18 protein-coding genes and 1 riboswitch are annotated in these 19,330 nt (G+C 44.5%); of the genes, 2 read left to right on the forward strand and 16 right to left on the reverse strand.

What is annotated here, in order from left to right:
• Positions 1 to 152: 152 nt before the first annotated feature.
• Positions 153 to 350: riboswitch (cobalamin riboswitch) on the reverse strand.
• 98 nt (positions 351 to 448) lie between these two features.
• From QOZ98_RS00835 to QOZ98_RS00855, 5 genes are all read right to left on the reverse strand, one after another.
• Positions 449 to 1,402, reverse strand: coding sequence for an HNH endonuclease (locus QOZ98_RS00835; protein WP_308785664.1), 954 nt, complete (start codon positions 1,400 to 1,402; stop codon positions 449 to 451).
• A 268-nt stretch (positions 1,403 to 1,670) separates the two neighbouring features.
• Positions 1,671 to 2,456 (reverse strand): cytochrome c oxidase assembly protein, encoded by a 786-nt coding sequence (locus QOZ98_RS00840; RefSeq protein WP_308785665.1) that lies wholly within the window; start codon positions 2,454 to 2,456, stop codon positions 1,671 to 1,673.
• 158 nt (positions 2,457 to 2,614) lie between these two features.
• Entirely contained in the window at positions 2,615 to 3,730 is a 1,116-nt protein-coding gene (locus QOZ98_RS00845; RefSeq protein ID WP_308785666.1) for a GGDEF domain-containing protein, read from the reverse strand.
• Between the two features lie 168 nt (positions 3,731 to 3,898).
• Positions 3,899 to 4,387, reverse strand: coding sequence for a GNAT family N-acetyltransferase (locus QOZ98_RS00850; RefSeq protein ID WP_308785667.1), 489 nt, complete (start codon positions 4,385 to 4,387; stop codon positions 3,899 to 3,901).
• A gap of 28 nt (positions 4,388 to 4,415) precedes the next feature.
• Positions 4,416 to 5,666 carry an MDR family MFS transporter gene (locus tag QOZ98_RS00855; protein WP_308785668.1) on the reverse strand — a complete coding sequence of 417 codons (1,251 nt, stop codon included), beginning with the start codon at positions 5,664 to 5,666 and terminating at the stop codon, positions 4,416 to 4,418.
• A 97-nt stretch (positions 5,667 to 5,763) separates the two neighbouring features.
• Here QOZ98_RS00855 and QOZ98_RS00860 point away from each other — a divergent pair, with 97 nt between their 5' ends.
• Positions 5,764 to 7,425: an ABC transporter substrate-binding protein gene (locus QOZ98_RS00860; protein WP_308785669.1), complete on the forward strand. Its 1,662-nt coding sequence runs from the start codon at positions 5,764 to 5,766 to the stop codon at positions 7,423 to 7,425.
• 63 nt (positions 7,426 to 7,488) lie between these two features.
• Here QOZ98_RS00860 and QOZ98_RS00865 read toward each other — a convergent pair whose 3' ends face one another.
• From QOZ98_RS00865 to QOZ98_RS00885, 4 genes are all read right to left on the reverse strand, one after another.
• The gene (locus tag QOZ98_RS00865) at positions 7,489 to 7,755 is read right to left on the reverse strand and encodes a hypothetical protein (RefSeq protein ID WP_308785670.1); all 267 of its coding nucleotides are present in this window, start codon (positions 7,753 to 7,755) and stop codon (positions 7,489 to 7,491) included.
• Between the two features lie 77 nt (positions 7,756 to 7,832).
• Positions 7,833 to 8,243, reverse strand: a complete 411-nt coding sequence (locus tag QOZ98_RS00870; protein WP_308785671.1) for a hypothetical protein — start codon at positions 8,241 to 8,243, stop codon at positions 7,833 to 7,835.
• A 429-nt stretch (positions 8,244 to 8,672) separates the two neighbouring features.
• A complete protein-coding gene (locus QOZ98_RS00875) occupies positions 8,673 to 9,743 on the reverse strand; it encodes a DmpA family aminopeptidase (RefSeq protein ID WP_308785672.1) in 1,071 nt (356 codons plus the stop codon).
• Between the two features lie 698 nt (positions 9,744 to 10,441).
• Positions 10,442 to 10,870 carry a CBS domain-containing protein gene (locus tag QOZ98_RS00885; protein WP_308785673.1) on the reverse strand — a complete coding sequence of 143 codons (429 nt, stop codon included), beginning with the start codon at positions 10,868 to 10,870 and terminating at the stop codon, positions 10,442 to 10,444.
• Positions 10,871 to 11,246: 376 nt separating this feature from the next.
• On the opposite strand from QOZ98_RS00885, the gene QOZ98_RS00890 reads away from it, so the two are divergent.
• Entirely contained in the window at positions 11,247 to 11,789 is a 543-nt protein-coding gene (locus tag QOZ98_RS00890) for a TVP38/TMEM64 family protein (RefSeq protein WP_308785674.1), read from the forward strand.
• Between the two features lie 15 nt (positions 11,790 to 11,804).
• Here QOZ98_RS00890 and guaC read toward each other — a convergent pair whose 3' ends face one another.
• The 7 genes from guaC to nikA all read right to left on the reverse strand — a co-directional run bounded on the left by guaC (position 11,805) and on the right by nikA (position 19,325).
• The gene (gene guaC, locus QOZ98_RS00895) at positions 11,805 to 12,788 is read right to left on the reverse strand and encodes a GMP reductase (protein WP_308785675.1); all 984 of its coding nucleotides are present in this window, start codon (positions 12,786 to 12,788) and stop codon (positions 11,805 to 11,807) included.
• Positions 12,789 to 12,914: 126 nt separating this feature from the next.
• Positions 12,915 to 14,231 (reverse strand): MATE family efflux transporter, encoded by a 1,317-nt coding sequence (locus QOZ98_RS00900; RefSeq protein ID WP_308785676.1) that lies wholly within the window; start codon positions 14,229 to 14,231, stop codon positions 12,915 to 12,917.
• 236 nt (positions 14,232 to 14,467) lie between these two features.
• Entirely contained in the window at positions 14,468 to 15,229 is a 762-nt protein-coding gene (locus QOZ98_RS00905; RefSeq protein ID WP_308785677.1) for an ABC transporter ATP-binding protein, read from the reverse strand.
• Positions 15,230 to 15,244: 15 nt separating this feature from the next.
• Entirely contained in the window at positions 15,245 to 16,024 is a 780-nt protein-coding gene (locus tag QOZ98_RS00910) for an ABC transporter ATP-binding protein (protein ID WP_308785678.1), read from the reverse strand.
• Positions 16,021 to 16,860 carry a nickel transporter permease gene (nikC, locus tag QOZ98_RS00915; protein ID WP_308785679.1) on the reverse strand — a complete coding sequence of 280 codons (840 nt, stop codon included), beginning with the start codon at positions 16,858 to 16,860 and terminating at the stop codon, positions 16,021 to 16,023. The genes QOZ98_RS00910 and nikC overlap by 4 nt, the downstream gene beginning before the upstream one ends.
• The gene (gene nikB / locus QOZ98_RS00920) at positions 16,860 to 17,804 is read right to left on the reverse strand and encodes a nickel ABC transporter permease (protein WP_308785680.1); all 945 of its coding nucleotides are present in this window, start codon (positions 17,802 to 17,804) and stop codon (positions 16,860 to 16,862) included. Before nikB ends, nikC begins: the two co-directional genes overlap by 1 nt.
• A complete protein-coding gene (nikA, locus tag QOZ98_RS00925) occupies positions 17,805 to 19,325 on the reverse strand; it encodes a nickel ABC transporter substrate-binding protein (RefSeq protein WP_308785681.1) in 1,521 nt (506 codons plus the stop codon). It lies immediately after the preceding gene.
• Between the last annotated feature and the right edge of the window lie 5 nt (positions 19,326 to 19,330).

The following is a 19,330-nucleotide window of genomic DNA, read 5'->3' on the forward strand; positions in this document are numbered from 1 at the left end:
CTGTTTGGTGAACACCGCTGCATTGAACGCTCCCGCAAAACAGCAAAAAGCCGCCCTCAAAAAAGGGCGGCGCCATAGCTATTCAGAGACATACTCCAGCAGTCAAAAATAGACATTGTGCCGTATGATCCCCTTATCTTCCGAAGAGTAAAAATACGTTCAAAAAAAAGGTAGGTCTCCTGGCTTGTGCATCGCTTTACTCTAAGAACCTTCCCGTCCAGATCATTAAGATCATCTCGACAGTGGCATTTTCTTATTTCATACGCACTTACAGTTGCGGAAACAGCCCCGGAATTTAACCGGGTTCCCTGTTATGCTGATCGATCAGCACCTTTTTTCTGCATGATTATTCACTTATTTTCAGTGTAGCATATTCCCAGCGACAAAAGACATACGCAACCTAAACTATTAGCGTAGAATTTTCCTTTTATAAAAAAGCTGTGTTGGCCTATTCCTGATTTGTCAACAGCTTCACTTTTCTTGGTTCGGCAAAAACGATTCGTTTATGCCATCTCAGATAAGGCGCGTGCTCTGGCGATACCGGCACTTTCATATTTTTCCGCAGTCTGTATTCCGGATAGTCTTCTTCCATGATCCGGCTGGAAATATGCAGCCGCCCGCCGCCCGTAAAGGCGATCAATCCTGCTGAATAAAGCGCTGCGTGATTGGCACAAAGCAAAACTCCGTTAAAAGGATCCAGCCTTTCGGTATCTGAACTGTCTTTCCACGGTTTGGCGTAGCTTGCTTTTAATACGTCGCTGATCGCAATTCCACAAAGCGGACACTCATTGTTCCACAAAGGCATTAAACTTTCGCGAAATTGCTCTTTACCTCTGCGTATTTTTGTTTTGATTTCCAATTCAGCTTCGGCAATCAATCCAAGCAGCGGATTGTGTTCGGTTTTTTTGATAACTTCCATTGCCAGCTCGAGCTGTTCCATTTCCAAGGTGAAAATATTCAGCGAGCTGATGAGTTCCAAAATTTTCATCGCCAGTTCTTCGTTACATGGATACAAATATCCTGAATTGCCGCTGGCATCTTCCTGGAAGGCTGCGTACTTTACCGGCAAAAGCGGCTGGATATCATTAAAATACTCTTTGACTGACAACGGATTTTCAAGCTCCCGGTATTCAGTGCGCGCAATATAGGCATCCTCGCTTTCTTGAGACTGCTCATCTGCACTTTTTGGTTTCGTTCCTTTGGTGCAATCTTTCCGCACTCGGCTAATGGCTACAACATACCCTTTAACGTAATGAAATACAATGTCGCCTTTTTTCAGTTCCTGCATCCGGTTCCACGAATGCGGCACCATGCCTGACTTGTCGATTTGTGGCGTCCAAAGAACCCCGGCATTTCGTTCTTCCTGATAGGTCTCTCCTTGCATAACAATAAAACTATTCATGACTTGCCTCCTAGTAATGGTGATGCTCAAATCCATTCGATCTTATGTAGTAGAGCAGATTATTCGAATTTAAACGTTTATCCTTAGTTTAACCCAAAGCAAAAACTTTTGCCGGGGAAAAAGAAAAGCGCAAGCGCCCGTGTAGCTCTGACGGGCATAAGACAGACTAGCGAAGTGGCGTGTTTTCAGCCGCACAGCTGGGTTGGCTTATGATCCAAAGAGCTGGGCGCTGGAGTGAGTCTAGACATAAAGAAAAGCGGCGGCAGCATCATACCTCCTCAAGCCGCTCTGCTTTTCTCGGCGCTGTTGCCTTATACCAGTGATAACAAAGGATAATGATGACACTTAACTCAATCAGATCGCCTCCATAATACATGACCATGCCTCCTGTTTCCGCCTCTTTGCGGGAAACACCTGCAGGCGGATTGGCATAGATGATTTTTGAGAGGATTTTATGCGCTGATACAGACAGAACGAGAACAATCGAACGAAAGAGATAGCTCAGGCGGTGAGCAGTAATATCAACATAAATAATTGATGCGGTAAACAGATAGCCCGCTAAAAATATATGGATATGGACGATGCCGTAAACGATCAATGACTGATGCATCCATTCAAACAAATTGGTCAGATACAGCATGTACATCCCACCGATGTTGAGAATAAATGCAGCCACTGGATTGCTTAAAATTCGGATGGTCCGGCTCTTTAACAGGGATGAAATTTTTCTCGCTGCTGAAACTGGCAGCGATCTCAACAGCAACGTCATAGGCATCGCGAACAGCAGGAGCAACGGTGTCAGCATGCCCAATAGCAAATGCGTCCACATATGGCCGACGAAGCTTGTCCGGGCGAAATCGGCCAATGGCCCTGTGACGCTTATTGCGATAGTGAATAGACCGAGGCTCCATAAAAAGAGACGATGCAGCGGCCATGCTTTAAACCGCAGGCTCGTTAATGCTGCAGCCAGCGGATATAAAAGAAAGGCAAGAAAAAGTGAAATGACAGCAACTGCCTCCAGGCTTGCTATTTCTGATTGCAAATAATGCTCCATTTGAATTTCCCCCTTTCTCTGAATCCGCCGTCTTCACTGCCCACCCTTTTCTTATTCTGTACCCAATTAAGCTAAATGCCATGTATAACTTTAAATTTCAAAAAAAAACATCCACTTTAATGAAAAGCGGATGTCTTACTGTAGTAATTTTTTTAAAATCATGCTTCAATGGATTCGCGTGCACCTGCAATTCCAAAAGCCGAAACTCGATTTTTTCCGTTTCGTTTGGAATGGTATAAAGACTGGTCCGCTTCGCCAATCAGCTGCTCGAGTGGTTTGTGGTACGAGTCCAAGCTGATTCCCATTGATACGGTCAGTTTACCGCCAGGCTGAAGTTGCTCCCCATCAAAATGGTGCTGCTCGATTCCAATGCGCACTTTTTCAGCAATCGCCAGCGCTTCATGATCATCAAAAGGATCCGTAATACAGAAAATAAACTCCTCACCGCCATAACGCGCCACGTAATCTTTATTGCGGGTATTGTCACGCAGCAATTGGCCGATTGACCGAAGAACTGCATCTCCTTTTTGATGTCCGTGGGTATCGTTATAGGATTTAAAATAATCCACATCGAGCATGACGATGGCCACGGGTACTTGCTGCGCAACCAAAGTCTGGACCTTGCTTCTGAAATAGCGCATATTGGGCAGTTGCGTCAAATGATCCTGATTCGAGAAAAATTCCAATTCTTTTCGAACCAATATGTGATGATTTTCGCCATTAGCGATCAACCCCATTGCCAAAACGGCAATTCCTGCAAAGACCATCATGGAGAAGATGATTACAAACGTTGCAGGGGTAGTAGCCCACATCCAGATAGACTTCAATAGTTCAAAAACCAGCAAGCCCACCATCATTCTTCTAATATTTAAGATGGCGAAAAACTTATTGACTGTTTTTTTATCCCGGAACAAACTGCCGATAATGACCGGCAACACCACTGACTGCAGTATTCCCTCAATAACGGTTGGCCCGCCGAAAGAAAAGCGGTAAAACGAAGGAAAAATCGCAGACAAGATCCCTACACGCCACCCTCCAATATAGGAAATGAAATACAATGGAACTTCACGGAGATCCAGCCTCATTCCTTGATAGAAATAAGGATTATACATAACGGAAAAGGTCAAAAAACTGATAAACAATATACTTAACCCCAACAACAGCTTTGATTCAGCCAGATCAGGAAACAGCACTTCTTTTGTCTTTAAAGCTAAATACAATAAAGCAATGATCAAAGCCATGTTTTCAAGAAAGAAAAAAAGTAATGAATTCATTGATACATCTCCTAAAAAAAACTTCCTTTCTTAGTTTACATTTTTCATGACTAAAAATACAGATAAACTACAGTATTAACCATTTTTTAGTATTTAATACTTTAATAAAACACTTGAACCAGCCACCACTTCCGTTCGCCTCGAATATTTTCTTTATTTTTTCATCCTTCACATCAATTTCGACATATACAACTCGTTGACATACTTACCGTCTATCAATAGGGAATCCCGCTTTATTCCCTCCACTTCAAATCCCATTTTTATATAAAGGGCAATCGCGGCTTCATTGTGCTCCAGTACAGTCAATTCAATGCGGTGAAGTTTCTTCTCTGTTGCCCATTTTTCTAAAGCCATAAAAAGCTTGGTTCCTATTCCTTTTCCGCGTACTCCCTGCCGGATGCCCACAGCGACATAGACGGAATGCTGTTTCCGATTGATTTCTTCATTTATCGCGAACAGATAGCCTTTTAACTCCATCTCTTCTTCCGCGACTATAACAATTGATTTTTGATCCATCGCAACAAGCCGTTTTTGCAGCTGCTCGGACGTAGTTTTTCGTTCGCCTGGCTCAAACAGCATATAGTTCGATTCTTCCACATGTTTCATAAGCTCAGCCAATTGTTCGGCATCCGCTGGAACTGCTTTTCTGATGATCATGGCCATCCTCCTGAGTTCTTTATATTTATTAGACAATTTCCGGTCTGGCTGTTCCCTCTTTCCCGGATTTTCTGACAAACAATCCCGTGTAGACCATAAGCGTCCCTATCATCAGTAGCACGCCGATATAAACGGACATCATTGTAGGTATTAGAAAGGCGCCAATAATAATGGTCGAACGCGCCAGCAGATCCGCTCCGCTAAATGAAAAGTTGGAGAACGCGGAATACGAGCCGCGTTTATCTTCCGGAATCATATTTGCCATTTCTGCATTACGGACCGGTGAATAAACTAATTCACCGATGGTACCGATAAAATTAAACAAGATCAATACGTACCAGCTGTTCGCTGACGTAATGGTAATATAGCCTACACTATAAAGCAACAATCCAGTCAGCAGAACGTGCTGCTTGGAAAAGCGGTCCGTAAATTTGTTGACCACAAATGTCAAACAAACGACCAGCAGCATGTTTTGGATATTCAACAAGCTCAACATCCGAACTCCTGCAACGTCGAAATCAGCGATCGTGAAAGTTTCAAAGCTTTCGGCCAGCCTGACTCCGATATAGCTGTTTAATGAAAATTCAGCTGAAAAGATGAACATGGAGCCGATCACCACTTTAACAAATGGGCGATCCTGGAAAGCAACTTTATAATTTTGCAGCAAATCAATCAACACGTTGTTATGCTGTTTTTTCAAGCTTTGGACGCGTTCATCCTTGAGCCAGATCTGGTAGGCAATCGGCAGACTGGCAGATGTTGCAGTCAAAAGCACAAACAGCTCGATCTGATGATTAAGATACAGTAATCCACCCAGCGCTGCACCGATTGCCATCGACAAATTGATCATCCAGTAATCGATGGCGTATATCGCTTTGCGGTTTTCAGGTGTCGTTGAATCGATGATGATGGCATGCATCGCAGGCCGGCCAAGGCTGCTGGTAACGATAAAGATGACATAAGCAGCTGCAAAGAGGCCGATCCATTTGTCATCCGGCAGCAAGCTGAGCGCCATCAAGAGGAACATGACTGCGCTGAGTGACGAAGTCAAAACCAGCACCTTTTTACGCGGGAAGCGATCGGAAATATACCCGCCAATCAAGTTGACAAAAAAACCGATAAAGACCGTAATGATCAAAAAGGACCCTGCCCATACTTTACTCATTTCCTGTGCAAAAAACAGAGCCATGAACGGCATGACAGCTGAAGTAACAGCTCGGTTAAAGAAAGAAGTGATTAAACGCACTTTAATATTCTGTGGATAGTCTTTCCATTTCATCTTGTCAGCCCCCCTTGTCTTATGTATATTAAACTAGACGAAAGATGCTAAAAATAGACATTTTATATATTCTTGTCCACTTTTAGGAGGAGACTGCATGGAAAATACTCTTTTGGCCTTGTGGCAAGCTGTGCCATCCGGCTATGTCAAACAAACTCAACTGGCAGATCTGCTTGATCTGAGCAGCAAGCAGACGACACGCCTTTTGCGCAAATGGGCTAACGAAGGCTGGTTCACTTTCACGTCGGGCCGCGGCAGAGGTAATCCTTCTCATCTAAATTGGCTTAAAAATGTGGAAGAGGCATACGAACAGCAGCTCTCTCAACTGATTGAAGAACAGTCGATTGAAACCGCCGGAAAATATCTTTTGTTCGACTGGTCGCCCGAAATTAAGCAGCGTTTGATGCATAAATTCAGGTCTAATTTCGGCTATATCCAAAACGGCACAAGTGACGGCGACAAATTGATTATTCCCAGAAAGTATCCGTTATTGACCCTTCATCCGCTCCATGCAGCAGATGTCCATAGCGCCAATATGGTTGCAACAGTTTATAACCGGTTAGTGTCGGTCGATGAACGCGGCCACGTTTCTCCTGAATTGGCGCATAGTTGGGATTTGACTCCCACCTGCCTTCGCCTCTATCTTCGGAAAAGAGTTCATTTTCACGATGGATCATTTCTGGCTGTGGAAGATGTGGTGGACTGTCTGGAACGGCTGCGGACGGATGCTTCATATGTGGATTTATGGAAGCCAATCACCGCCATTAAAGCCATTTCCCCGTATGCCCTTGAAATCTCTTTTCCCGGCGGCTGCAGCTATTGCCTGCAAATGCTTGGCATGATCAATGCCAGCATCTACAAGGGAACTGCTTTAGATCCTATTGGTTCCGGCAGTTTTTTTGTCGAGGAAAACCACGAATTGAAAACCACATTAATGGCTTTTGAGGATTATTTTCAGGAGCGGCCATTGCTTGACTCCGTGCAGTTTATCCAAGTGCCTGAAGACTTTGACTTTGCATATCGAACTTCGGCAAATGATAGGAGCGAAGATACCTTTCAAGTCGAAAGCGATTCCGGTTTTGGCGTAGTTATTATGAATGCATTTCGCGACTCTCCCATAAACCAAAAAGAAGTACGTGATTATGTCCATTACGCGATTGCCAAACATCGCCATACAATCGGCCAGTTTCATCCGCGGGCAATGCCCAACCACCAAAGCTGCCTGATCGGTCAGGAACAGGCATACTCACTGCCATTTACCAAAAAACCTGTTCTCAAAAAGCCTTTGATTATCAAAGCGGCAAATTACACAAATGGTTCAACCCGTTGGCTGAAAAAAGCTCTCGAAAGTGAAGGAATTCCTGTCGAGATCGTCTGGCTATCTTTTCGGGACAAAATGCTCGACACAAAAGATGATCAGACAGCCGACCTTTTTGTTCACGGTGAAGTGTTTGAAATGAACCAGAACTTTTCATTTTTTTACTTTCTTTCAAATGGCTATTCGCCACTAGCCCCCATCATGAAATCCCAGGCCATGTTCAGCAATTACATGCAGCAGTATTCAGATATGCCTTTTGAACAGTGGACAGCACTAAATTTGAAAATTGAACGGCAGCTTATTGAGTCGTCTCTTATGATTCCGCTGTATTATGAAAAACGGCAAATTCCTTTTTCCGTGGATTTGATGAATATCTCCATTAGCCATTTTGGCTATGTCGACTTTTCGAAGTTATGGATTCGCCCAATCATTGGCGGCTAATATAAAAAAGATGGGGAGCTGCACCATGTGCAGCTCCCCATCTTTTTATTTGCTTTAGCGGACTTACAGAGAGTGTAGATTAGTGGAAAATATCAAGTATAAGCTCAATGTCAGCACGTTGAACAGCACAAGGTTAAACTTCAGATCACCTTTTGCGCCAATCAATGCGGCCACAATTCCTGCTCCGCTCAGAAAACAGGGAAAGTGAAGATGAAAACTCAATAACAGCTCGAGTGGTGTGTGGAACCAATGAATGGCTGCCAAAGTCAACGGCAGCATGGTCAACAGCAGGAGCCCTGCCGAGATGCATGCAAAACATTTCTTATACATAAGTACACCACCTTATCCTGTTCTTTGGCGCAATCGGTGACATTCAAACAGAAAGGCAGTCCAATAATGCTGCAACTCTAACAATCAACCGCCTTTAAAGCTGCTGCAATGCGGTTGGCAAAGGCTCCAGGAAGTTCACGGGTTTCCAAGTATAAACAATAGACATTGGGATCCATCACAAGACGCTGCATATAATTGGTGGGCAACGCTTGGGGGTGATTGAGCAAAGTAGATAAAAAGACAGGCAGCTCAGACGGCAACAGCAAAATTTCTGCTTTGTTAATCATTAGACCTGGCTGTTGCATTGCTTGGAATGTGATATCGCAATCCATCTTGAACATAAATTTGGTTTCATCGGTTTGGATGGTCAGCTTTCGAAGCTTTTTTACCAACAAGAGATTTCCAGTTGCTTTTACTTCTGCCTCCAGCGCTTTTTCCAGAATCGCTGCCGTCTCTTTTATCGGATCTGCTATAATCATTTTCTTCATCCCTTCAAAAATCCTTATCAGACAAAAAAACAAAATATTATCATACCTGAAAATTCTAAAATGATTGTTTTTAGTGAATAAAAAGTCTTAAAACCTATTTTTATTACTTTTAAATTGAAATTACGCACTTTAAGTAACACTATAAGACTACCTTTTATTATACAACTTGTAAATAGATATATATTTATTTATTAAATTTTTTGCATTTTAAATGTTTGTTCGAGTCAAAATATATGTGTTTTCGCAACTTTCTTCTATCTTTATATACCTTTTGTTAAAAGTATATTTTTAAAGAATGTTTATACAGATAACAAAATTGGCGATTAAGCAGCCGATCTCTAAATATATAATTATTCACATAAAACAATAAGTCCCGGCCATGTTGCCGTTATTTTTTGTTAATCTTTTCTTTCAAAAAAAAAGAACCCTTTACGGATTCTTAAGCGATATGTTGAGCTTTTCAAGCAAGTCTTTAAATGCCGGGCGTTCATTTCCAACACGTCCGACTATGGATTTTGCAGTGATCAATGAATTTAACACGGCTTCTTCCACAGCTTCCCCTGCAGCACGGAAAGCCTCGTCCATATCTTCTTCGTGGATGGTTTCAATTGTCAGGCATTTTGGCGGTTTGGCATGCGGGATTTTATTGGCCGTTGTAAAACCGAGAACAATTTCACCGCTGCCATTGGTGATTATAGAGCCAGTCCGGGAAAGACCTGTGACTGCCCGTTTCAATATACGGTGCAATTGCCGCTCGGACAACGGAAGATCCGTGGCTAAAATGACCATGACAGAACCTTTGTCTTCTTCCTTATGAGATTGCTGAATGTGTTTTTTCAACACTTTGCCGATTGGATTGCCGCTGACCATTAAATCGCTGAGCATTCCGAAATTCGACAGCACCAGCACACCGACTGTATATGTGCCGTGCCCGAGCTCCACAAGGCGAGAAGCAGAGCCGATTCCGCCTTTTAGCGAATAGCACAGCATTCCCGTTCCCGCTCCAACTGCACCTTCTTCAAACTCCACACTGGTATGGTCCAGCGCATGGCGTACATGTTCTTCTTTAACAAAGCGGCGGCGAACATCGTTCAGAAACATGTCGTTGCATTCACCGACGATCGGGTTTACTGTGCCGGTCGTGTTGCCGATATCGGAATTTTTCTCCAGCATATAGTCAATGACGGCATTGGCAGCGGTTCCGACGTTCAATGTGTTTGTTAGAACTATCGGGGTTTCCAGCGTACCAAGTTCCGCCAATTGTATGGTTCCCATCGTTTTCCCAAAACCGTTGATGACGTGGCTCGAAGCAATCAGTTTGTCGTGAAAGACATCCCCCTGATGCGGCAAAATGGCTGTCACCCCAGTCTGCATATGGCCATCACTCAATGTAACATGGCCTACCGTAACGCCTGCTACATCTGTTATGGCGTTTAAGGATCCCGGCTCTATGCTGCCAACTTTCACGCCATAATCCCGAATTCGTTTTTGATTGTGCAAACTCTCACCTCTTTTTTTATAGTTATGTAAACAGAATGCAAAAAACTCGCTGACAGTGAACCCCTGCAGAGTTCGAATCATCTTATCCAGCCCTGCGGTTACGCTCAAATAGAACGGAGCACAGAATTTGGTTGTTCTACATCACTGCTTCATCCCGATCACTCAATGTAATATAAAACGGGAAGAAAATAATAAGCAACAAGCCAATAATCCCGCTCACATAGCCTAAAGCCATTAAAAATCCTCCATTTTTAAAAGAAACATATTGTTTTGTATGGCAGTTGGCACATTGTTTTCCATATTTAGAAAACCCCAGTTTCCATACATCCTTGGTTGACCATTTAGAATGGCAATTCGTGCAGGATGCCATCAAAACTCTCCTTTCATTTATACTATATACATTGAATTTTTGAAATATCATTTTACTAACCGCTTCGGCTGCTTTGGACGCATTGGCGCTAAGGATACTCCCGGGCATGTTTAGTTCTTTACGTTTTAATCCCGCGTAAGTTTCGATTAATAATCTTCAGTTAGGGTCTGGTGGGCATAAAAAGTTCTATCCAAACGCTGAAAAAATGCCGTCACACTTTTTAATTCCTCCATTTTTAAAGACCGTTAACTCATGAAAGAATTAGCGGTCTTTAAAAATGGTTTGACTTAGTTTACTGAAGGAGACAGCCCATACATAACCTTTCTCGTTATTGCAGTCTCGTGTTATCAGATTCGGATACTTCCTCTAAGATCATGCTGGCATTGTCGTCTGTACGGTCTCTTACGGCAATATCACCCAACGAAACGATGCCAATCAACTGATCATTTTGCACAATCGGAAGTCGCCGAATTTGATGTTTGGACATTATCTCAGCAGCGTCTTTAATGGACATATCAGTTGTTCCGGTAACTAAGTGTGACGTTAGAATCTGAGACACAGGTCGATCCAATGAAACTTGAGCAGCGATTCCCCGGATGACGATGTCGCGGTCTGTAACAATTCCAAGCAACCGCTCGCCGTCGCTGATTGGAATGGATCCAACATCAAGTTCCATCATCTTGGATGCCAGCTCCCGAATAGTGATATCCGGCTTACAGGTCGTTACATCGGTAGTCATGATGTCTGTAATTTTCATGAATCGTTCCTCCTCTGGATATTTTCAGCTTTTGCTCACCAAATGGTTCCTTCCATTGACTGGAGAGATTTGTCAGTTCCCCTCTACTGAACCTCCTTTCTTCTTTTCTTTTACTATTCCTTATCCATTTCATTAAAAAATAAAACGTCTGCTTTTTAAAAATCAACGAACATTAAATTCCCGGATTTTGTGGTTTCTCTCCAGCAGCAATAAAAACGTCAGACATCCGATTTTTCTTAAACACCATTTTGCATCCGTGATAAAATATAACTGAACACTCATTCTGTCAGAAATGCCGGTTGATCCATGCATTAGCCCATTTGTAATATCCAACCATTTAAAGGGGGCAGTTGTTATCGAATATTTACCTGTTTGGATGGAATTTATCGTTCTTCTTATCGTCAACTTAGCAGTTGGAGCTGCCGGCTTTATTCCGAGTGTCTTGGTGACCGCAGTCAATATCCAGTCGTTTGGCCTCCAAGGCGGTGCAGTATTAACATTTACCGGTGAAATTTTTGGCGCCTTACTGGGATTTTATTTGTATCGCTTTGGATTTTCCAAAGCCAATCCGAAATGGCTGCGCCACCCGTTTTGGCAAAAGTTCCAGCATCAATCGAATAAACGCGTGTTCAGCCTGGTAATCCTTTTTCGGCTGCTTCCCTTTATGCCATCCGGTTTTGTTACGGCAGGTGCGGCACTCACAAAGATAAACGCCAAACTGTTCTGGCTCGCCAGCACAATCGGCAAAGTTCCTGCAGTGATTTTAGAGCTCGCTGCCGTTTATGGAATTACGCAAGTGGTCCCGACAAACGTCCAATATCTTCTATTTGCTGCCGTTTTTATTGTTTCCATAGCCATTTGGCAATTGGATCGCCTAAAGAATTCCAAACAGCACAAAACCCCTCCATCGACAGATTGAGGGGTTTTGCGTTTTTCAATAAACTTTGTCGCCATTAAAGATCGAATTTTTAACGATAACGTAATCCACGTTGCGGATTGCAAGCAGCTTGTCTCCTCCAGCATAGGAAATCGCGGATTGAAGATCTTGTTCCATTTCCCCCAAAGTGTCTTTTAACGACCCTTTGTATTCCACGAACATTTTCTTGCCTTCAACGTTTTTCTTCTCGCCTTTTTGGAATTCCGATGCTGAACCAAAATATTCTTTCAGCAATTTGCCATCCTGATTGATGGTTTGGCCCGGTGATTCTTCGTGTCCAGCAAAAAGAGAACCTATCATGACCATTGATGCCCCGAAACGAACCGACTTGGCAATATCGCCATGTGTGCGAATGCCGCCGTCTGCAATGATCGGCTTGCTTGCCGCTTTTGCACACCAGCGCAGTGCCGCCAATTGCCAGCCTCCTGTGCCAAAGCCGGTCTTTATTTTGGTGATGCACACTTTCCCTGGTCCAATGCCTACTTTTGTGGCATCCGCTCCAGCGTGCTCCAATTCCCGTACTGCTTCGGGCGTACCGACATTTCCGGCAATCAGGAAACTGTTCGGAAGCAATTTCTTGATATGCTGTATCATGTTGATCACCGCATTGGAATGGCCATGAGCCACATCGATCGTGATGTATTCCGGCGTGATTTTTTCATCAGCCAATAGCTGGACAAATTCGTATTCTTCCGGTTTTACGCCGACGCTGATGGACGCATAAAGGCCCCGCTGCTGCATGTCTTTTGCAAACGCCAATCGTTTTTGGGGTTCGAAGCGATGCATAATATAAAAATAATTATTTTCAGCCAGAAATTTGGCAATTTTCTCATCTACGATGGTCTGCATATTTGCAGGTACAACTGGCAATTGAAATTTCCGTCCGCCAAACTCAATCGACGTATCACATTCTGAACGGCTGTCTACCACCGCTTTTGCAGGAACCAACTGAATATCTTCGTAATCAAATACATTTTCCATAAATTACACCCCTATACACGAATGATATATCTATATATCTTATTAATTGTTCGTCCATATGATAATGTACTTTATTTTACAAAGGATGTCAAAGCCCAAAGTTACTTTAATAGCATGGCTGCTTTGTCAAAATCCAGTCTCCGTTTTTTTTATAAGCCTTTTCAGCCTCGGTATATATAAAATCAGAAAAACAGACCTGCCCAAACTGAACAGGATGAACGCCAGCCAAACTCCGTGGTTTTGCAGAAGCGGCACCCCCGCCCAAAGCGCAAGCAAAAAAACACCTAACGCCAATAGCATTGAATTCCGGATCGGCGCCGTTTCAGTTGCCCCCGTAAATACGCCATACAAAACGATGCCGAAACTTGAAACTAAAGGAAACAGCAACAGCCAGTCCCCATAGAGTCCGCCCAGTTCAATGACTTCAGGAATAGCCGTAAAAAAGGAAAAGATCTTAGTGTTGAAAAGCCAATAAAGTGCAGTCAGGATCAGTGACGAAAAGAAAGCCCATTGAAAAGACAACTTTAGATTTTTTTTGAAAAGTACGGGATTTTTTGAACCGATCGCCTTGCCGGAAAGAATGCTGGAAGCGTTGGAAAGGCCGTCATAAAAATAGGCCATCAAGTAGTGAATTTGCAGCAGTACTGCATTCGCCGCCAAGGTCTCCGTTCCAAAAGCCGCACTTTTATAGGTGAACAAATTAAAGACAGCAAGCAGGCAGATGGTGCGGATAAACAAATCCTGATTGACAGCCATCATTTTACGGACAGATGAACCGTCGGCAACCATCTTGAGTGAAGGCAGCTGGAAGCGGTAAGCTGTGCCGCGCCAGACAATCAGCAAGCCGATCAGGCAGGCTGCCACTTCAGCTATCAGCGTGGCGGATGCAACTCCAGAAACTCCCCATCCAAATCCAAAAACAAAAAGCACATCCAGCCCGATATTCAGCAGGTTCATCAATACTTGGATCATCACGGAAATTTTAATGCGGGACATGCCGATCAGCCAGCCCATAATGACATAGTTGACCAATGTAAACGGCACACCCCAAATACGGATGCCAAAATAATCGGAAGCCAGCGCAGCGACGTCTTCGGCAGGGTTAAGCAAACTTAACGCCGCGTATTCAATCGGTTTTTGCAACACCCAAAAACCAATTCCCACAGCGAGCGCGATGATCAGCGGGCGGATGAATGCAAGTGTCCCAAGCAACTGGTCATTTGCGCCATGAGCCTGCGCTGTAAAACCTGACGTGCCAATGCGCAGGAAGCCAAACAGCCAGTAAAGTGTATTAAAGATGACCGTGCCGATTGCCACACCGCCAATATAAGCAGGATTCGGCAATTGCCCTACGACTGCTGTATCTACAGCCCCCAGTAAAGGAGTCGTTACAGTAGAAATGGTCAAGGGAATGGCCAAGGCCAGGTATGTACGATGATTCATCGGGAAGCTCCTAACCTTGCTATATTTTGAACTCAAGAATCCAGTTTTTACCCATCGCTCTGTCCGTTTTGGGCAGGTCTCCCGCAAAAAGCCTGGCAAAGTGCGCCTGACATCCTGCTTGCTGAGAGTGGATTTGATTTGCAGGATATCAGCAGGCGCAAATCATGGGTTTAACTTATATAGATGATTTTAATCTAATTTTATAATGAACTGCTTACCATTCAAAGTTTCTATAATTAGAACATGGACACCAATTCCTTTGTATATGGATGGCGATCGTGCGAAAAGATTTCCGCACTGCCAAAACCATCCACCATGCGCCCATCCTTCATAACAAGCAGCTGTTGACTTAGTGAAGCAACAGCCGCTAAGTCGTGGGAAATGAAAATGTAGGAAAGTGAGAATTGCTGGCGAAGATTGTCCAGCAATTTTAAAATCGAAGCTTGGGATAGCACGTCGAGGCTCGAAGTGGGTTCATCCAGTATCATGATTTCGGGTTCGATGCTAATGGCACGGCTGATGGTGACTCGCTGCTGCTGCCCCCCGCTCAGTTCATGCGGATACCGATCTCCTAGGCAAGCTGGAAGTTCAACTGCTTCCAACAGCTGCCCAACATAGTTTTCTTTGCTCGTGTAACTGAAATGCTGCAGCTCTTTTTGGCCGCCAAACTGCAAATAAGGATCCATCAAAGAATCCCGTATTTTCAGTTTAGGATTCAAAGAAGCAGATGGATTCTGGAAAACGGCTTGCATCTGCTTCCTGAAAGGTTTGAAGTTTTTTTTCGTTAAATTTTGAACCGGTTCACCATTAATTGAAATTTCCCCGGCATCTATAGGTTCCAATTGAAGCAAACATCTGGCCAGCGTGCTTTTTCCGCAGCCACTTTCACCAATAATGCCAAGACATTCACCTTTTTCGAGAGAAAACGACACATTATCGAGTACCTTTAAACCATTTGAATAGGTTTTATCTACATGGCTGATTTTCATTAATTCCATTATTTATCTCCCATACTATAAGTTTGACGTTTGCTTAAGAATCGGAACCGCTTCAATCAGCGATCGGGTATACGTGTGTTCAGGGCATGCCAAAATTTGCGCTTGTTCTCCTTGTTCAACAATGTGTCCTTCTTTCATCACCAGAATGTTGTCCGCATAGTTGGCAGCATGACGAAGATCGTGTGTTATGTACAGAATGGCACAGCCTGATTCTTCTTTTAACTTTGCCAGCAATTGCAGTATGCGAAAAGAGGAAATGCTGTCCAAAGCCGTGGTCGGCTCATCGGCAATCACCAAATCAGGCTTCATCAGCAAAGCGAGCGCAATCGCCGCACGCTGGAGCTGTCCACCGCTCAACTGGAAGGGGTAACGGGTCGAAAGCTCGGCTGCGAGGCCGACAGATAGGAGAGCCTGTTGTGTGTTCTCTATTCTCTGAGATTTCTTCATGCTTAAATGAGTCCGCTGGTATTCATCAAAATGTTTGCCGATCGTTAAGAACGGTGTAAAAGAGCTTTGATAATCCTGAAAAATATAGGCAATCCCTTTGCCTCGTATTTCCCTCATTTTTTTTGATGGCATTTCAAGTATGTCATTGCCGTTAAAACGGACCATACCGCCCGCTGATAAGTTCGGCTTCAGCAACCCGCCGATCGCGGAAGCGGCCATGCTTTTTCCGCTTCCGCTTTGCCCGACAACTGCCAGCCATTCACCTCGCTGAACTTCGAATGAAATCCCTTTGACGAAGGGCTGGCTTTTCGTTCCAACGGTCAGCTTTTTAACTTCCAATACACTCATGACTGCACTTCCTTTTTCACATCAAACTTGTCCCGCAAATAATCGCCCAGCACATTGGAAATGAGCACCACGGTGACTATCGCAAGTCCCGGATAAATCATCAATGCTGGCATCGATTGAAAATAAGGGCGGGCATCATTGAGCATGGCGCCCCACTCTGGAGCCGGCGGCTGCGCCCCAAGGCCGATATAGGATAATGAGGAGATCAATAGGATGATCTTTCCCAGATCCAGGCTTGCCAACACCAATACATTACCGATAATGTGAGGAAAAAGATGCTTGCGGATAATCTGTCCGTCTCCCAAGCCGTTGATTTTCGCCATTGAGATATATTCTTTTTGGCGTTCGCTGACCACTGTGCTTCTGACTAGGCGGGCATAATTGACCCACTTTACAAAAACAATTGCCAACAGGAGATTTTCAATTCCCGGACCCAACAGGCCGCTCAAGACAATCGCGACAATGGTATCAGGAAAAGCAAGAAACGTGTCTGCAATGCGCATTAAAATCCGTTCCAGCCTTCCACCTTTATAGCCTGCTATCAAGCCGATAGGCAATCCGATAGCTATCGCTGCCAAGAGGGCCATAAAAGCATAGCCGACTGTCAGCTGAGCGCCCAGTAAAATCCGTGTCAATACATCCCTTCCCAAATGATCTGTTCCAAAAGGGTGGTCAAAACTCATCGGCATCAGCTGGGAATTCAAATCGACCGCATCTGCATCATGCTTCAAAAAAAGGAAGGTATATGCCGCTAGTAGCGCCAACAGGCATAGCAGCAGTATGAGCATGCTCGCTTTCCAATTGGGCTTGCGTATTTTTTTTGTTAAAGCGGTCATTAGCTTTCTTTCCCTTCCTTTAATCTAATTTCCGGATTCAAGTACCGGTAAGAAATATCTACCAGGCTGTTTACAACAAAAACGATGATGGCCATGATGAACAGATATCCTTGGATGACGGGGTAGTCCCGTGCTCTAATCGCTTCTACAACCATCTTGCCGATTCCCGGATACGCAAAGATCACCTCGATGACAACAACTCCACCGATCAAACTTCCAAGGCTGACGCCAAAAACGGTAATGATCGGAGGCAAAGCAGCACGCAGCGCGTGAAAGAAAAAGATTCGAATTTCTGAGATCCCTCTCGAACGTGCAGCTTTTATGTAATCATTGCTGAGAGAATCAATCAAACTGGAACGCAGCAGCCGAACATAGACACTGGTGATGGCAAGACCAAGAGTTACGGATGGAAGAATCATCGAAACGAATCCATCGCGTCCCATTGTCGGCAGCAGGTTCAGCCGCACACCAAATAAGTCGATTAATAATAATCCGAGCCAAAAGCTTGGAACTGCCGCTCCGACCAGGGAAAACCAACGGCTGATCTGGTCGACCCAACTGCCCCTGTATATTGCGGCAAGTGATCCGAGCGGCAATGCGATCAGCAGCATAACAAGCAAAGCTCCTGCAGCCAATTCCAAAGTTGCCGGAAGTCCGCTGAGGAGCATTTCCAAAACAGGTTGATCGGTCAAATAGGAATTGCCGAAGTCCAGCTTCACAAAATCCATGAACCACTCGCCATATTGCACAAGGAGCGGTTCATTAAATCCCATATCCTCTCGAAGCTCTTCCACTTGTGCAGCGGTTACCGATACATCGTCAACACGAAGGATGGACAGCACCGGATCACCTGGCGCGAGCCGTGCAAACAAGAAGCTGACAAATGTAACCAGCAGAAGAAAAACGGTCACTTCGATGGATCTTTTCAGTAAAATTTGCAGCATTTAATTCACATCCAAGGTATTTGTCAACATATAATATTCACTGCGGGAAGTTACCCAGTTTTCTACTTTGTCCGCATTATAGGCGACCAACGTATTCGGGTGGAGAATAAACGAATTGTAAACCTGCTCATCGACATATAAAGCAATTTTTTCAGCAATTGCCGATCGTGATTCTTCACCCACAGTTGCATTCAACTCGTCGATCAGCGCAGTCAGGGCATCGTCGTCCGCTCCACTGAAGTTCAAGGCACCTTGTGGATGGTAAGTCGCATTCAAATAATATCCTGCATCTCCTCGAGGCGCAGTCAGATTGCTGTAGGTTGTCAAATCCCAATCGCGGTTTGTTGCCATGTATTCTTCTGGCCCTTCAATTTGCTGAATGTCTACCGTGATCCCCAACTCTTTGGCATCCGACTGGAATACTTGGGCGATCAGCGGTAAATCTGCACGTGCACTATAGGTTAGTAAAGTAAGCTCCAAAGGCTCTCCTTCTTTTTGCATGACACCGTCCTTTTCTTCATAGCCCGCTTTCGCTAAGAGGGTTCTGGCTTCTTCGGATCCGGTCTGCTTTGCAGGGTAATCCGGCGCAAAGGTAAATGTCGAAGGAAACGGACCATTTGCAACTTCCGCATGGCCTTTCAGGATGGTTTCCGCAATTGACTCTCGATTGATCAGTACGTCCACAGCTTTACGGACATGGATGTCTTTCATCGATTCCCGCTCGAGGTTCATCGTCATTTGATGGACCCGGAAAGTTGAAGTGGATTCCACCTCTACCCCTTCTATTGCTTCCAGGTTTTCCAAGCCTTGAACTTCCGGACGGAAAACGATGTCTGCATCTCCTGATTCAAGTGCCAATGATCTTGCATTGGCGTCTTCGTTAAATGAAAATCGTGCAGCTTCCAATTTGGCAGCCCCGTCCCAGTATTCATCGTAGCGGATTAAATCAACTGCTGTTCCGGGTGTAAAGGAGGAAACGGCAAAAGGTCCCGTGCCAATCGGTTTGTTTATGTAATCGGGCTCTGTTACATCGATAATTGATGTATTCGGGTGAACCAACTCAGATGGAAATTCAGGAAATGGCATAATTGTTTTGATGGTCAACTGATAGCCATCCGCTGCGATCGACTCAATCCGGAGTGCATTGCTGATGGCGATATTGTCCACCATTGCACGCTCCAGTGAAGCTTTTACAGCCGCCGCATCCATCGGGTTGCCGTTTTGAAACGTTACATCGTCTCTCAGCCGGATCGTCCACTCCTGGCCATCTTCACTTTCCCAGCTTTCTGCCAGCCATGGCTCCAGCGTCAGCGTATCGTCGTTCAAATGCACCAAAGTTTCCGTTATTCCTGCGCGCAACGGTACATAGCTGCTGTCCACATTGGGATCAAGCGACCTCGCTGCGAAATTGAACAACAAGTTGAGTTCTTTGCGATCCTCTGTCTGATCTGCTGTATCCGATGTACATGCAGTTAATAGCAACGAGACAGCCATAAGCCATAATATAAATGTGTTTTTCATACCTG

Origin of the sequence: Planomicrobium stackebrandtii, from assembly GCF_030814955.1 — a bacterium.
In the GTDB taxonomy this organism is placed as follows: Bacteria; Bacillota; Bacilli; order Bacillales_A; family Planococcaceae; genus Planococcus; species Planococcus stackebrandtii.